This window comes from Rhodopseudomonas palustris (assembly GCF_003591005.1).
GTDB lineage: Bacteria > Pseudomonadota > Alphaproteobacteria > Rhizobiales > Xanthobacteraceae > Rhodopseudomonas > Rhodopseudomonas palustris_K.
Map to the genome: position 1 here is coordinate 225,098 of NZ_QYYD01000003.1, position 14,610 is coordinate 239,707.

The 14,610-nt window shown below is 65.6% G+C and carries 16 protein-coding genes; 14 read left to right on the forward strand and 2 right to left on the reverse strand.

Features of this window, described 5'->3' with window-relative positions; all coding sequences use genetic code 11:
* The first annotated feature begins 11 nt into the window (after positions 1-11).
* A complete protein-coding gene (locus D4Q52_RS04465; RefSeq protein ID WP_119855337.1) occupies positions 12-887 on the forward strand; it encodes an SDR family oxidoreductase in 876 nt (291 codons plus the stop codon).
* A 205-nt stretch (positions 888-1,092) separates the two neighbouring features.
* Here D4Q52_RS04465 and D4Q52_RS04470 read toward each other — a convergent pair whose 3' ends face one another.
* Both D4Q52_RS04470 and D4Q52_RS04475 read right to left on the reverse strand, forming a co-directional pair.
* Positions 1,093-1,761, reverse strand: a complete 669-nt coding sequence (locus D4Q52_RS04470; protein WP_119855338.1) for a glutathione S-transferase — start codon at positions 1,759-1,761, stop codon at positions 1,093-1,095.
* Between the two features lie 96 nt (positions 1,762-1,857).
* Positions 1,858-2,193 carry a GIY-YIG nuclease family protein gene (locus tag D4Q52_RS04475; protein WP_119855339.1) on the reverse strand — a complete coding sequence of 112 codons (336 nt, stop codon included), beginning with the start codon at positions 2,191-2,193 and terminating at the stop codon, positions 1,858-1,860.
* Between the two features lie 113 nt (positions 2,194-2,306).
* Between D4Q52_RS04475 and D4Q52_RS04480 the strand changes: the two genes are divergently transcribed.
* From D4Q52_RS04480 to D4Q52_RS04540, 13 genes are all read left to right on the forward strand, one after another.
* Positions 2,307-2,897 (forward strand): DUF2239 family protein, encoded by a 591-nt coding sequence (locus tag D4Q52_RS04480; protein ID WP_119855340.1) that lies wholly within the window; start codon positions 2,307-2,309, stop codon positions 2,895-2,897.
* Between the two features lie 81 nt (positions 2,898-2,978).
* The gene (locus D4Q52_RS04485; protein ID WP_119855341.1) at positions 2,979-3,581 is read left to right on the forward strand and encodes a 2-hydroxychromene-2-carboxylate isomerase; all 603 of its coding nucleotides are present in this window, start codon (positions 2,979-2,981) and stop codon (positions 3,579-3,581) included.
* Between the two features lie 137 nt (positions 3,582-3,718).
* On the forward strand, positions 3,719-4,456 hold the full coding sequence (locus tag D4Q52_RS04490; protein WP_119855342.1) for an SDR family oxidoreductase: 738 nt from the start codon (positions 3,719-3,721) through the stop codon (positions 4,454-4,456).
* Between the two features lie 219 nt (positions 4,457-4,675).
* The gene (panE, locus tag D4Q52_RS04495; protein ID WP_119855343.1) at positions 4,676-5,596 is read left to right on the forward strand and encodes a 2-dehydropantoate 2-reductase; all 921 of its coding nucleotides are present in this window, start codon (positions 4,676-4,678) and stop codon (positions 5,594-5,596) included.
* Positions 5,597-6,083: 487 nt separating this feature from the next.
* The gene (gene ccoN / locus D4Q52_RS04500; RefSeq protein ID WP_119855344.1) at positions 6,084-7,730 is read left to right on the forward strand and encodes a cytochrome-c oxidase, cbb3-type subunit I; all 1,647 of its coding nucleotides are present in this window, start codon (positions 6,084-6,086) and stop codon (positions 7,728-7,730) included.
* A gap of 11 nt (positions 7,731-7,741) precedes the next feature.
* Complete coding sequence (ccoO, locus tag D4Q52_RS04505; protein WP_119855345.1) at positions 7,742-8,476, forward strand: cytochrome-c oxidase, cbb3-type subunit II; 735 nt, start codon at positions 7,742-7,744, stop codon at positions 8,474-8,476.
* 9 nt (positions 8,477-8,485) lie between these two features.
* A complete protein-coding gene (locus D4Q52_RS04510; protein WP_119855346.1) occupies positions 8,486-8,650 on the forward strand; it encodes a cbb3-type cytochrome oxidase subunit 3 in 165 nt (54 codons plus the stop codon).
* 6 nt (positions 8,651-8,656) lie between these two features.
* Positions 8,657-9,538: a cytochrome-c oxidase, cbb3-type subunit III gene (ccoP, locus tag D4Q52_RS04515; RefSeq protein ID WP_119855347.1), complete on the forward strand. Its 882-nt coding sequence runs from the start codon at positions 8,657-8,659 to the stop codon at positions 9,536-9,538.
* 118 nt (positions 9,539-9,656) lie between these two features.
* Positions 9,657-11,120: a cytochrome c oxidase accessory protein CcoG gene (gene ccoG / locus D4Q52_RS04520; protein WP_119855348.1), complete on the forward strand. Its 1,464-nt coding sequence runs from the start codon at positions 9,657-9,659 to the stop codon at positions 11,118-11,120.
* A 21-nt stretch (positions 11,121-11,141) separates the two neighbouring features.
* The gene (locus tag D4Q52_RS04525; RefSeq protein WP_119855349.1) at positions 11,142-11,639 is read left to right on the forward strand and encodes a FixH family protein; all 498 of its coding nucleotides are present in this window, start codon (positions 11,142-11,144) and stop codon (positions 11,637-11,639) included.
* Between the two features lie 37 nt (positions 11,640-11,676).
* Positions 11,677-13,863, forward strand: a complete 2,187-nt coding sequence (locus D4Q52_RS04530) for a heavy metal translocating P-type ATPase (protein ID WP_119855350.1) — start codon at positions 11,677-11,679, stop codon at positions 13,861-13,863.
* Positions 13,864-14,031 (forward strand): cbb3-type cytochrome oxidase assembly protein CcoS, encoded by a 168-nt coding sequence (gene ccoS / locus D4Q52_RS04535; protein WP_119855351.1) that lies wholly within the window; start codon positions 13,864-13,866, stop codon positions 14,029-14,031.
* A gap of 12 nt (positions 14,032-14,043) precedes the next feature.
* On the forward strand, positions 14,044-14,250 hold the full coding sequence (locus D4Q52_RS04540) for a hypothetical protein (RefSeq protein WP_119855352.1): 207 nt from the start codon (positions 14,044-14,046) through the stop codon (positions 14,248-14,250).
* Positions 14,251-14,610 lie beyond the last annotated feature (360 nt).

The window sequence follows — 14,610 nt, forward strand, 5'->3', positions numbered from 1 at the left end:
AGGAGACCACCATGGCATCACTGAAGGGCAAAACCCTGTTCATCACCGGCGCGAGCCGCGGCATCGGGCTGGCGATCGCGCTGCGAGCGGCGCGGGATGGGGCAAATATTGCGATCGCCGCCAAGACGGCGGAGCCGCATCCCAAGCTCAAGGGCACGATCTACACCGCGGCGGACGAGATCCGCGCCGCCGGCGGCAAGGCGTTGCCGCTGGTGTGCGACATCCGCGACGAAGCGCAGGTGATTGACGCGATCGACAAGACGGTCGCCGAGTTCGGCGGGCTCGATATCTGCGTCAACAATGCGAGCGCGATCAGCCTCACGACATCGCAGGCGACCGACATGAAGCGCTATGATCTGATGACCGGCATCAACACCCGCGGCACTTTCATGGTGTCGAAATACTGCATTCCGCATTTGAAGAAAGCGCCGAGCCCCCACATCCTGATGTTGTCGCCGCCGCTCGACATGAAGCCGAAATGGTTTGCGGCCTCGACCGCCTACACGCTGGCGAAGTTCGGCATGAGCATGGTCGTGCTCGGTCTATCCGCCGAATTGAAGAGCGCCGGCATCGCCGTTAACGCGCTGTGGCCGCGCACCACGATCGCCACGGCGGCTGTCGGCAATCTGCTCGGAGGCGACGCCATGATGCGCGCCAGCCGCACGCCCGAGATCATGGGCGACGCCGCATATGCGATCCTCACCAAACCGTCGCGCGAGTTCACCGGACAATTCTGCATCGACGACCGCGTCTTGTACGATTCCGGCGTCACCGACTTCGAGCCTTACCGCGTCGATCCCAGCGTGCAGCTGATGTCCGACTTCTTCGTACCCGACGACGACGTCCCGCCGCCTGGCGTGAAGGTGACGCCGCTGCCGATGGGGTAGGGCGTATTGCTAGTTGTTGCCCTCCCCGAGCACAGCGAGCCCCCTCTCCCGCTTGCGGGAGAGGGTTGGGGTGAGGGAGCCGCGGGCGATCACGTCTCGATTTCGATGAAGGTCAGTAGCAGCAGGCGATGTACCTGGGGCTCCCTCACCCCCGCCCTCTCCCGCAAGCGGGAGAGGGAGCCGGCCGTGCCTGGGGCGCTGTTACTTACGCTTTCCCGATCTCGTACGGTCCGCCCTTGTCCAACGCCCGTTGATACGCCGGGCGGGCGTGGATATTTTCCAGCCAGGCCTGCGCCTTCGGGTAGCGCCCGTCCAAGCCGGCGCGCGAGGCGGCGGCCTCTAACGGGAAGCTCATCTGGATATCGGCGGCGGTGAAATCATTGCCGGCGAAGTAGGTGCTTTTGCCGAGTTCGCTTTCCCAGAACGCCATGTGCTGCTTGAGTTGCGGGTCGACGAAGCCGGTCAGCGCGCCGCCCGCCACCATCTTCACCAGCGGCCGCAGCAGCGCCGGCGCCCGCTTGGGCATCATGCTGAACAGCAGCTTCAGCAGCAGCGGCGGCATCGCCGAACCTTCGGCATAATGCAGCCAATAAGTGTAGCGCAGCCGCTCGGGCGTTTTCGGCGGCGGGATCAGCCGGCCTTCGCCGTAGGTATCGATGATGTACTCGATGATCGCGCCGGACTCGGCAATCGTGTTGCCGGCGTCGGTGATCACGGGCGATTTGCCGAGCGGATGCACGGCACGCAATTCTTTGGGCGCCATCATGTCGGGCTGGCGCTGATAGCGCTTGATCTCGTAGGGCACGCCGAGCTCTTCCAGCAGCCAAAGCACGCGTTGCGAGCGGGAGTTGTTGAGATGGTGGACGGTGAGCATGGCGACCTCGCTGCATGATGCGATGGGTTGATAGCCCGAAAACGCTCGAGGCGGATGACGATTTCGGCGCCACGCGCTGCCGCGAGGCGCTCCACCTCAGAGCGGGCGGGCGCCGAGCTGCTCGCGCCAATGCGCGGCGCGATCCTTGAGCTGGTTGTCACGCAAATAGCGGTCCTCGTCCGGCTCGAATACTTCCAGGGTCTCGAGCGCGAAGGCGTCGGCGCCGTGCGCCGTCCAGGCCAGCTGCAGTTCGCGGTTGGGATGGCTGCCCTGGCGCAGCGTGAACCAGATCTTGTTGTGCACCGTGTCCGGATTGAGCGTCGGCCCGATCCACACCGCGTCCGCCGCTGCGCAGCGCAGCGCAAAGATTGCCGCCTTCGGCTTGCGCTCCTTGTAGGCGTTGATCGCCGCCTTGCGGTCGAGTTTGGTCATCACGGGTCCTTTGAGTGCCGGTTCGGCGTGCGTCCTAGCAGGGAGGGGCAGGGCTTGTCAATTTTACCCGGATAAAATATTGAGGCTTGGACGTCGACAGCGGAGCGCCTGCCATGAACCCCAATGACGTGCCCAGCTACGTCGCCTTTCGCGGCGAACGCCTGCTCGCCGAGGGCGAGCTTCGCAGCGTCGTGGCGGCGATCAAACCACTGGTCGATCGCGGCGAAGCGGGCGTGCTGGTTTTCGACTGCGCGTCGCAGCAGGTCGATTTCGATCTGCGCGGGTCGCTGGCCGATGCGCTGGCGCGACTGCCGGCTGATCCGCTGTCGTCGGAGCCTGTCGACGGCGGAGTGCCGCGCGGGCGAGGGCGGCCGAAGCTCGGCGTCGTGGCGCGCGAGGTGACGCTGCTGCCGCGGCATTGGGAATGGCTTGGCCGGCAGCGCGGCGGCGCCTCCGTGGCGCTGCGCCGGCTGGTCGACGAAGCGCGTCGCACCTCGGCCGACACCGACCGCCTGCGCGCCGCGCAGGAAGCCGCGCATCGCTTCATGACAGTGATGGCCGGCGACCGGCCGGATTACGAGGAGGCGGCGCGCGCGCTGTTCGCAGGAGAGCGCGACAAGTTCGCACGCTGTACCCAAGCCTGGCCGGCGGACATCCGCGATCATGCGCGGCGGCTGGCGCAGCCGTCGTGGTTGCCGGGTTGATTGCGCAGCGACGACCCGCTAGGCTGATGGGATGATGAAAATCATATAAGCGCGCCTCGCAACGCGCCGCCGGAGGACACGATGCCCACGCCCGCCCCGCAATTCCTGTTCGACTTCGGCAGCCCCAACGCGTTTCTGGCGCACGAGGCGATCCCGGCGATCGAACAGCGCATCGGCGCCAAATTCGACTACGTGCCGGTGCTGCTCGGCGGCATCTTCAAGGCGACCAACAACAAGTCGCCGGCCGAGACGCTGGCCGGCGTCAAGAACAAGCGCGAATTCCAGGCGGTCGAGACCGAGCGTTTCATCAAGCGCTACGCGGTGAAGCCATATGTGTGGAATCCGCATTTCCCGGTCAACACGCTGAACCTGATGCGCGCGGCGGTCGCGGCGCAGCTCGATGGCGTATTCGCGAAATATGTCGCGGCGGCGTTCCATCACATGTGGGTCGAGCCGAAGAAGATGGACGATCCGGAGACCGCGGTGGTGGCGCTTTCGTCATCCGGGCTCGACGGCAAGGCGCTGCTGACCCGCGCGCAGGAGCCGGATGTTAAGGCCAAGCTGATCGCCAACACCGAAGACGCGGTGCAACGCGGCGCGTTCGGCTCGCCGACCTTCTTCGTCGGCAACGAGATGTTCTTCGGCAAGGAACAGCTTCGCGACGTCGAGGAGATGTACGGCTGAAGGCCGGTGCTCGGGACGCATCGTAGGATGGGTTGAGCGGAGCCAAACCCATGCTGACGCCATCGATCGATGGGTTTCGCTCCGCTCAACCCATCCTACAGGCTCGCCCGCAATGACGGAGCCCAGGGAGACTCCAAATGCAGCCACGCAACGCCACGGTCGCGGTGATCGGCGCCGGAGACTACATCGGGGCGGAGATTGCCAAGAAGTTCGCATCCGAAGGCTTCACGGTGTTTGCCGGGCGGCGCAACGGCGAGAAGCTGCAGCCGCTCGTCGAAGAGATCGAGGCGGCCGGAGGCAAGATCGTCGCGCGCTCGCTGGATGCCCGCAAGGAAGACGAAGTCACGGCATTCCTCAACGACGCCGACGCCCATGCGCCGCTCGAAGTGACGATCTTCAATGTCGGCGCCAACGTCAATTTTCCGATCCTCGAGACAACCGACCGCGTGTTTCGCAAGGTCTGGGAGATGGCGTGCTGGGCCGGTTTTGTCTCCGGCCGCGAATCGGCGCGGCTGATGCTGGCGCGCGGGCAGGGCAAGATCTTCTTCACCGGCGCGACTGCGTCGCTGCGCGGCGGCTCCGGCTTCGCGGCGTTCGCCTCCGCGAAGTTCGGCCTGCGCGCGGTGGCGCAGGCGATGGCGCGCGAACTGATGCCGAAGAACATTCACGTCGCGCATCTGATCATCGACTCCGGCGTCGATACCGCCTGGGTCCGCGAGCGCCGCGAGCAGCTGTGGGGCAAAGAGGCGCTCGACAACCCCGACCTGCTGATGCCACCGGCCTCGGTCGCCGGCGCCTATTGGGGGCTGTATCAACAGCCGAAAAGCGCCTGGACGTTTGAGATGGAGATCAGGCCGTTTGGCGAGAAGTGGTGAGCGCCGAGTTCATCAGGCGGAACGGCCGAAGGTGGCTGTCCTCGAGCTCTCCTGGCGTCATTGCGAGCAGCGAAGCGACGAAGCAATCCAGCTCCGTGCGCCGGGAATGGATTGCTTCGCGGAGCCTGTCATCGGGCGGCGCGTTGCGCCGACCCGGTGGCTCGCAATGACGCAGTGATCGCCTGATGCTAAGAACCTCATCAGGGAGGACCAACGGCAATGCGGATTCTGATCGTCGGCGCCGGCGCTATCGGCGGGTATTTCGGCGGGCGGCTGTTGCAGGCAGGGCGCGACGTCACGTTTCTGGTGCGGACGGGGCGCGCCGCGGAGCTGGCGCGCGACGGCCTCGTCATCAAGAGCCCGAACGGCGATGCGACGATCAAGAACCCGCCAGCGCTGCAGTCCGCCGATCTGAAGCCGGATTACGATCTGGTGCTGCTGAGCTGCAAGGCGTTCGATCTCGACGATGCCATCGCGTCGTTTGCCGGCGGAGTCGGGCCGCAGACCGCGGTGCTGCCGCTGCTCAACGGTCTGAAGCATCTCGACACGCTGGACGCCAGATTCGGCCGCGACCGCGTGCTCGGCGGGCAATGCGTGATCGCCGCGATGCTGGACGCGCAGCGCCATGTCGTGCAACTGGCGCCGATGAACGCCATCACCTTCGGCGAGCGTGACGGCACACAGAGCCCGCGCGTGACCGCGATTGCCGCGGCGCTCGGCGGCGCCGGCTTCGACGTCAACGCGTCGGCCGACGTGATGCAGGAGATGTGGGAGAAGTGGGTGTTTCTGGCCTCATTGGCCGGCTCGACCAGCCTGATGCGCGCACCGGTCGGCGACATCCTGGCCGCACCTGGCGGCGCCGAGTTCATGCTCGGCGCGGTCGCGGAGATCAGCGCGATTGCCTCTGCGGCCGGCCATCCGCCGCGCCCGCCGTTCGTCGAGCGCACCCGCGGCATGCTGCTCGCCGAAGGCTCCAAGCTGACCGCGTCGATGTTCCGCGACATCCAGGCCGGCGCCAGTATCGAAGCCGACCACGTCATCGGCGACCTGATCGCCCGCGGCGACGCCGCCAGCCTGCCGGTCGAGCGGCTGAAGGTGATCTACACGCATCTGAAGGCCTACGAGCATCAGCGCGCCTGAGCAGCGGGCTGTCGATCTAACGAACGCCTGGACCGTCGCGCACTGACTCTCCTCCCGTCATGCCCGGGCTTGTCCCGGGCACCCACGCCTTGCTGACTGAAACGCCGTAAAGGCGTGGATGGCCGGGACGAGCCCGGCCATGACGGGACTGATATCATTCGTTTGCCGATCACGAAGCGCGACCTGGGATGCGCCGCGCCTTCATCGCGCTAGGCAGCATTCGCCACTAGCTATCAGTTGCGCCAGATCGGCGCTTAATCCCTTCGTCTAAAGCCCTCGTTCATTGCAGTTGAAAACGCCTCGTGCTCGTCCGAGGCGACGCCGCGCTATGCGCTTGCTTTGCTGCGCTTCCTGCCGAATCCGAAAGCTGCGCGTCGCTGGTCAGGTCGATCTGCCGCAAAATGATGCAATTTGATTTCGATCAATCGACCTCGACGGATTCCAGGTTTGGTGCGACCAACTGCCCCGCCGAGAAAAGATTGATCAGATGAATCAAGCTCTCACATCCAAACGGATCACCCTGGGCGAGGGTGGTCTTACGCTCGTATTCACCTTGAGCACAGTGCTGTGCATCTACGCGACGATCTTCGCCAAGGATGCGCCGTTCGCCTTCCATGCCGCCCTCGGCGCTGCCTTCAGCGCCTGGGCCGTGTTCGCGATCATCACCCGCTACAGCCGCCGTACCGGGCTGCCGCCGCAAGAAATCAACGGCGTGCCGAACTACAATCTCGGCCCGATCAAGTTTCTGTCGTTCATGGCGATGTTCTGGGGCATCGCCGGTTTCACGGCGGGCCTCTACATCGCGCTGGAGCTGGCGTATCCCGGCCTCAACGTCGCCCAGTGGGTGAATTTCGGCCGGCTGCGGCCGCTGCACACCTCCGCGGTGGTGTTCGCCTTCGGCGGTAACGTGTTGCTCGCGACCTCCTTTTACGTCGTGCAGCGAACCACGCGGGCGCGCCTCGCCGGCGACCTCGCGCCATGGTTCGTCGCGATCGGCTACAACTTCTTCATCGTGATTGCGGGCACCGGCTATCTGCTCGGCGTCACCCAGTCGAAGGAATACGCCGAACCCGAATGGTACGCGGACCTCTGGCTGACGATCGTCTGGGTCACTTATCTGTTGATCTTCGTCGCGACCTTGATGAAGCGCAAAGAGCCGCACATCTACGTCGCGAACTGGTTCTATCTCGCCTTCATCCTGACCATCGCGGTGCTGCATCTCGGCAACAACCCGACGCTGCCGGTGTCGCTGCTCGGCTCCAAGTCCTACATCGCCTGGGCCGGCGTGCAGGACGCAATGTTCCAATGGTGGTACGGCCATAACGCGGTCGGCTTCTTCCTGACCGCCGGCTTCCTGGCCATCATGTACTACTTCATCCCGAAGCGGGCGGAGCGGCCGGTCTATTCCTACCGGCTGTCGATCATCCACTTCTGGGCGCTGATCTTCCTGTACATCTGGGCAGGCCCGCATCACCTGCACTACACCGCGCTGCCGGACTGGACACAGACGCTCGGCATGACGTTCTCGATCATGCTGTGGATGCCCTCCTGGGGCGGCATGATCAACGGCCTGATGACGCTGTCGGGCGCCTGGGACAAGCTGCGTACCGACCCGGTGCTGCGCATGATGGTGGTGTCGGTCGCGTTCTACGGCATGTCGACCTTCGAAGGCCCGATGATGGCCATCAAGGCAGTCAACTCGCTCAGCCACTACACAGACTGGACCGTCGGCCACGTGCACTCCGGTGCGCTCGGCTGGGTCGGCTTCGTCTCCTTCGGCGCGCTGTACTGCCTGGTGCCGTGGGTGTGGGGCCGCAAGCAGCTCTACAGCCTGCGCCTCGTCAACTGGCACTTCTGGATCGCGACCCTCGGCATCGTTCTCTACATCTCGGCGATGTGGGTGTCGGGAATTCTGCAGGGGCTGATGTGGCGCGCCTACACCTCGCTCGGCTTCCTCGAATACTCGTTCATCGAATCCGTCGAGGCGATGCATCCCTTCTATGCGATCCGCGCCGCGGGTGGCGGGCTGTTCCTGATCGGCGCTCTGATCATGGCCTACAATCTGTGGATGACGGTTCGGGTCGGTGAATCGTCGGAGGCCCAGCCGCGCGTCGCCCTGCAGGCCGCCGAGTAAGGAATAGGTCGATGTCTTTCTGGAATCGTCACAAGATCTTCGAGACGAACTCGATCGTCCTGATCGTGGGTATTCTCCTCGTCATCGCGGTCGGCGGCCTGGTCGAGATCACGCCGCTGTTCTACCTCAAGAGCACGATCGAGAAGGTGGACGGGGTTCGTCCCTACACGCCGCTCGAACTCGCCGGCCGCAACGTCTACATCCGCGAGGGCTGCTATCTGTGCCACTCGCAGATGATCCGTCCGCTGCGCGACGAGATCGAACGCTACGGCCACTACTCGCTGGCGGCGGAGTCGATGTACGACCATCCGTTCCAGTGGGGCTCCAAGCGCACCGGTCCGGACCTCGCCCGGGTCGGAGGCAAGTACTCCGACGACTGGCACGTCGCGCATCTGAAGAACCCGCGCTCGATCGTGCCGCAGTCGGTGATGCCGAGCTACGCGTTCCTGGCCGACAACAAGGTCGACCCGTCGAGCATCGCCGACCATCTGCGCACCAACCGGACGCTGGGGGTGCCCTACACCGACGACGACGTCGCCAAGGCCGCGGAGGATCTGAAGACCCAGATCGACCCGGACAGCGCCGATGCCGCCGATCTGCTCAAGCGCTACCCGAAAGCGGTCGTCCGCAACTTCGACGGCCAGGGCGGCGATCCCACCGAACTCGACGCGCTGGTCGCCTATCTGCAGATGCTCGGCACGCTCGTCGACTTCAAGCTCTACAACGAAAAAGCCAATCTGCGCTGAGGCCGGGACATGAAAGCGATCATCTCAGTCGAGAACATCGTATCCAGCTTCGTCACCGTATGGTGGACGCCGCTGTTCATGGTGATCTTCTTCGCCATCGTCGCCTACGCGCTGTGGCCGAAAAACAAGACGGCTTTCGACGACGCCGCGCGCATGCCGCTGCGAGAGGACTGAATCACCATGGCTGACCACGCACATCACGCCGAGATCGACAAGGTCACCGGCACCAGCACGACCGGCCATGAGTGGGACGGGATCAAGGAGCTGAACACGCCGCTGCCGCGGTGGTGGATCTGGACCTTCTACGCCACCATCGTCTGGTCGATCGGCTACTTCGTCGTCTACCCGGCCTGGCCGCTGGTGGACGGCTACACCAAGGGCCTGTTCGGCTATTCGTCCCGCGCAGAACTCGCCGTCGACCTCGCCAACCTCGACAAGGTGCGCGGCGACAAGATGGCGGCGCTGGCCGCCGCGCCGCTCGCCGAAATCGAGAAGGATCCGGCGCTGCTGGCGCTGGCCCGCGCCAAGGGCAAGGTGGTGTTCGGCGACAATTGCGCCGCCTGCCACGGCTCCGGCGCCGCCGGCGCCAAGGGCTATCCGAACCTCAACGACGACGATTGGTTGTGGGGCGGGTCGCTCGAACAGATCGAGCAGACCATCAAGTTCGGTGCCCGCTCCGGCAATGACGAAGGTCACATGGGCAACATGCCGGCGTTCGGCAAAGACGGCCTGCTGACCAAGGAGCAGATCGTCACGGTTGCCAACTACGTGCGGTCGCTGTCGGGTCTGTCGACCCGTCCCGGCACTGACCTCGCGGCCGGCAAGCAGATCTTCGCCGACAACTGCTCGTCCTGCCACGGCGACGAAGCCAAGGGCAATCCCGAACTCGGCGCCCCCAACCTGACGGATCGGATCTGGCTGTACGGATCGGATGAAGCCACCATGGTCGAGACGCTGACCAACGGCCGCGGCGGCGTGATGCCGGCCTGGGCAGGGCGCCTCGACCCCGCCACCATCAAGGCGATGGCGGTGTACGTGCACTCGCTGGGCGGCGGCAAGTAGCCGCCTCCTTTCGGGACGGACTCTCGGGTGGCGGGGGCGCCCGAGAGTGCGGCCCCGAAACAAGACCATGCGGAACGAGCCGATGCTCGACGAATCAACGACAAGAACGAGCCCCGAAATGAACAAGCCGCTGCGCCAGGCCGATTTTGCTCCCGTCGAAGACGATGACGGGCCCCTGTATGCGGCGGGCAAGAAGATCTACCAGCAGAGCGTCACCGGCCCGTTCCGCCGCACCAAGTGGATCCTGATGGCGGTGTGCCTCGGCATCTACTACTTCCTGCCCTTCGTGCGCTGGAATCGCGGCCTCGGCGCGCCCGATCAGGCGGTGCTGATCGATCTCGCCAACAACCGGTTCTATTTCTTCTTCATCGAGCTGTGGCCGCAGGAGGTCTATTACTTCACCGGCCTCCTGATCGTCGCCGCGGTGGCGCTGTTCCTGATGAACGCGCTCGGCGGCCGGGTCTGGTGCGGCTATCTGTGCCCGCAGACGGTGTGGACCGATCTGTTTTACTCGGTCGAGCGGCTGATCGAAGGCGATCGCCGTGAGCGGATGCGCAAGGCCACTGAGCCGTGGAGCCTGCAGCGCGGCGCCGAACTGGTGCTCAAGCATTCGATCTGGCTGATGATCGCGTGGTGGACTGGTGGCGCCTGGGTGCTGTACTTCGCCGACGCGCCGACCCTGATCAAGGAGCTGGTTACCTTCCAGGCGCCGATGGTGGCCTATATCTGGATCGGCATTCTCACCTTCACCACCTATACGCTGGCCGGCTTCATGCGCGAGCAGGTCTGCGTCTATATGTGCCCGTGGCCGCGCATTCAGGCGGCGCTGACCGACGAATGGGCGCTCAACGTCACCTACAAATACGACCGCGGCGAGAAGCGTACCTCGCTCAAGAAGGCCGCAGCGCTGCGCGCCGCCGGCGAGCACGTCGGCGACTGCATCGACTGCAACCAGTGCGTCGCGGTGTGCCCGACCGGCATCGACATCCGCAATGGCCCGCAGCTCGACTGCATCCAGTGCGGCCTGTGCATCGACGCCTGCGACAATGTGATGACCAAGATCGGTCGCCCGACCCGGCTGATCGGCTACGACAACGACATCAACATCCACCGCCGGATGGAGGGCAAGCCGGAGGTGTTCAAGCCGCTGCGCGCCCGCACCGTGGTGTATTCGGCGATCATCGTCGGCATCGGCGCCGTGATGTTGTACGCGCTGATGAACCGCAGCCTGCTCGACCTCAACGTGCTGCACGACCGCAATCCGGTCGCGGTGCGGCTGAGCGACGGCTCGATCCGCAACGGCTACACCATCCGCTTCCTCAACAAGCGCGGGTTCGACCGCGTCGTCGCGGTCGACGTCGACGGCCCGCCGAACGCCCGCATCCACGTGGTCGGCGCCGACTCCATCGTGCCCGACCGGCCGATGATCATCCTCGGTCGCGACGCCACCACCGAGCTGCGCGTCCTGGTGGATTCCAATTCGAATGAAGACATCGCCAAGTCGGTGCCGGTGACGTTCCACGTCACCGATATCGGCCTCGGCGAAGTCGCGTCCGCCAAGGACGTATTCGTCACGCCCTGAGCCGCAGCTGGAGTTGCTATCATGTCCCGTTCGTCCAAGTCTCGCCCGCTCACCGGCAAGGTCGTGCTCGCATCGCTGGTCGCGTTCTTCGGCGTCGTGTTCGGCGTCAACGGACTGATGATGACGCTGGCGATCAAGACGCTGCCCGGCACCGAGGTCGACAGCGCGTACGCGGCAAGCCTGGCCTATGAAAACGAGATCTCCGCGGCGCGCGACCAGGAGCAGCGTGGTTGGAAGGTCGATGCCAAGCTGACGCGTGAGCTGGACGGCAAGGCGACGCTGCAGCTCGAGGCCCGCGACAAGGCCGGTTTGCCGCTGACCGGGCTGGCTTTCACTGGTCGTCTTGAACGGCCTGCCGACAAGCAGTTCGATCGCGAGATCACGCTCGCCGAGCTTGGCGGCGGCGTCTATCAGGGCGCTATCACCGATGTTTTGCCGGGGCGCTGGGATCTCGTGCTGGAAGGCGACCAGAACGCCGTCCGCATGTTCCTGTCGAAGAACCGCCTGAAGCTGGATTGATTGGGGCGCTCGGGGTTCGGGATCAAAGGGTCGCTGCATGTTGATGACGCGGGACTTCTCTCACTACGTCAAGGATGTCGATCAAGAGGTCGCGCATCTCGATCTCGCCGTCGAAGGCGTCACCTGCGCCGCCTGTATGGCCAAGATCGAGCGCGGCCTTGCGGCGATCCCGGACGTGACGCTGGCGCGCGTCAACCTCACCGACCGCCGCCTCGCGGTGGAGTGGAAGAAGGGAGAGCTGGAGCCGGCGCTGTTCATCGATCGGCTCGCCGAGCTCGGCTACAAGGCCTATCCGTACGAGCCGGTGCGGGCGGAGGTCGAGGAAAGCGAGCGCTCGAAGTTTCTGCTTCGCTGCCTCGGCGTTGCTTCGTTCGCCACCATGAACGTCATGATGCTGTCGGTGCCGGTGTGGTTCGGCGGCGACCTTTCCCCGGAAGCCCGCGACTTCTTCCACTGGCTGTCGGCGCTGGTGGTGCTGCCCTGCGCCGCCTATGCGGGCCAGCCGTTCTTCCAGTCGGCCTGGCGGGCGCTCAGCGCCAGAAGCGTCAACATGGACGTGCCGATCTCGATCGGCGTCACGCTGGCGCTCGGCATGTCGCTGGTCGAAACCATCAATCACGCCGAGCACACCTATTTCGACGCCGCCATCATGCTGATCGCCTTCCTGCTGGCGGGCCGCTTCCTCGATCAGAAGATGCGGCAGAAGACCCGCGCGGTCGCCGGCAATCTGGCGGCGCTGAAGGCCGAGACCGCGACCAAATTCGTCGGTCCCGACGAGATCGCCGAGGTGCCGATCGCAGCAGTGCGCGCTGGCGACATCGTGCTGCTGCGCCCCGGCGAGCGCTGCGCGGTCGATGGCCATGTCATCGAAGGCCGCTCCGAGATCGACCAGAGCCTGATCACCGGCGAGACTCTCTACGCCAAGGCCGAGCGCGGCACCCAGGTCTATGCCGGCACGCTGAACATCACCGGCACGCTGCGCGTCCGCGTCGCCGCGGCGGCCGAAGGCACGCTGCTGTCGGAGATCACCAGGCTGCTCGACCACGCGCTGCAGGCGCGCTCGCGCTATGTCCGGCTGGCGGATCGTGCGTCCCAACTCTATGCGCCGGTGGTGCACGCCACTGCGCTGCTCACCGTGATCGGCTGGGTGCTGGCCGGCGCCAGCTGGCACGATGCCATCGTCACCGGCATCGCGGTGCTGATCATCACCTGTCCGTGCGCGCTCGGCCTCGCGATTCCGGCGGTGCAGACCGTGGCGTCGGGCGCGATGTTCCGCGCCGGCGTGCTGCTCAATGCCGGCGATGCGATCGAGCGGGCCTCGGCGGTCGATACCGTGGTGTTCGACAAGACCGGCACGCTGACGTTGCCCGAGCTCGACGTCGTCAACGCTGCCGCCGTGGCCCCCGATGTGTTTCAACTCGCCGGCCGGCTGGCGCTGGCCAGTCATCATCCGGTCGCCGCCGCGGTGGCGCGCGCCTCGGGCGCCAAGGCGCCGCTGCCCGGCGTCACCGAGGAGCCCGGCCGCGGCGTTCGCGCCATGATCGACGGCGAGGAGCTGCGGCTCGGCAGCCCGGCGTTCTGCGGTGCGGATTATGAAGCCAATGCAATCCTCAGCGCCGATCCGGAAGTCTCGGTCGTGGCGTTCAGCCGCGGCGAGCAGCGTACCGTTTTCGCGGTGCGGCAATTGCTGCGGCCCGATGCCGCCAAGACCATCGACGCGCTGATCAACCGCGGCATCGCAGTCGAGCTGCTGTCCGGCGACCGCGAGCCGGCGGTGCGCCACGCCGCGGACGCGCTCGGCGTCGGCGCCTGGCGCGCCAGCGTCACCCCGGCCGAGAAGATCGCCCATATCGAGGCGCTGAAGGCGCAGGGCCGCATCGTGATGATGGTCGGCGACGGCATGAACGACGCGCCGTCGCTCGCCGCCGCGCATGTCTCGATGTCGCCGATCAGCGCCACCCATCTCAGCCAGGCCACCGCCGATCTGGTGTTTCTCGGCAAGGAGCTGGCGCCGGTCTTGGCCGCGGTCGACTATTCGCGCAAGGCGATGAGCGTGATGCGCGAGAACCTGACGCTGGCAATCGGCTATAATGTGCTGGCGGTGCCGATCGCGATCGCCGGCTTCGCCACGCCGCTGATCGCCGCGCTGGCGATGTCCGGCTCGTCGGTGCTGGTGATGCTGAACGCGATGCGCGCTCGTCGCGTTCGCCGAGGAGGCAGGTAGATGGAAGTCATGGTGATCCTGGTGCCGCTGGCACTGGTGCTCGGCCTGCTGGGGCTCGCGGCCTTCCTGTGGTCGCTGAAGAGCGGCCAATACGAAGATCTCGACGGCGCCGCCTGGCGCGCGATTTCCGACGACGACCAGCCGCCGCCGGTTCCGAAACGAGGCTAGAGCGAGGCTGCCATGGCACTGCTCACTTATGTCGATCCCGACGCCCTGATCCCGCGGCCCGCGCCGCCCGAGCCGCGGAGCGATGCACCGCCCGGCAGCGACGACGACATCAAGGAACGCTGGCTGCAGGCACAGCCCTGGCCGTACCGCGTCTTCGCCCGCTGCTACCGCGCCCTGCGCAAACTGCAGCCGATGTTCCCGCCGATGTCGTGTTGCTGAGCGGCGGGCTATCGGTCTCCCATCTTCGCCGCAGCCACCGCGCTCAAGCTTCGCGGACGAAGAGCCTTCTGCTGGATCGCATGCGGGGCGAGGTTGCGTCGTGCCGATGGCGGCCGGTGTGCGATCAATTCCGTCAGACAACTGGACGCCGCCCGAGCGGTCCAGGCACTCGCATCCATGTCCTAATCAGGCGCTAGCCGCAGCCTGACTGGCGTTGCCGCATTGCTGCCCGGTCGAGCGGGCATGCGGAGCCTGGGTGGCACAAGCGAGGCTTCGCGGCTAAGCAGGGTGGCTGCCTGGCCGGCGGCATCGGCCGCAGCGCCTTGAGGCAAGTGTTTCGACCGCCGCGCGGGCAGGATT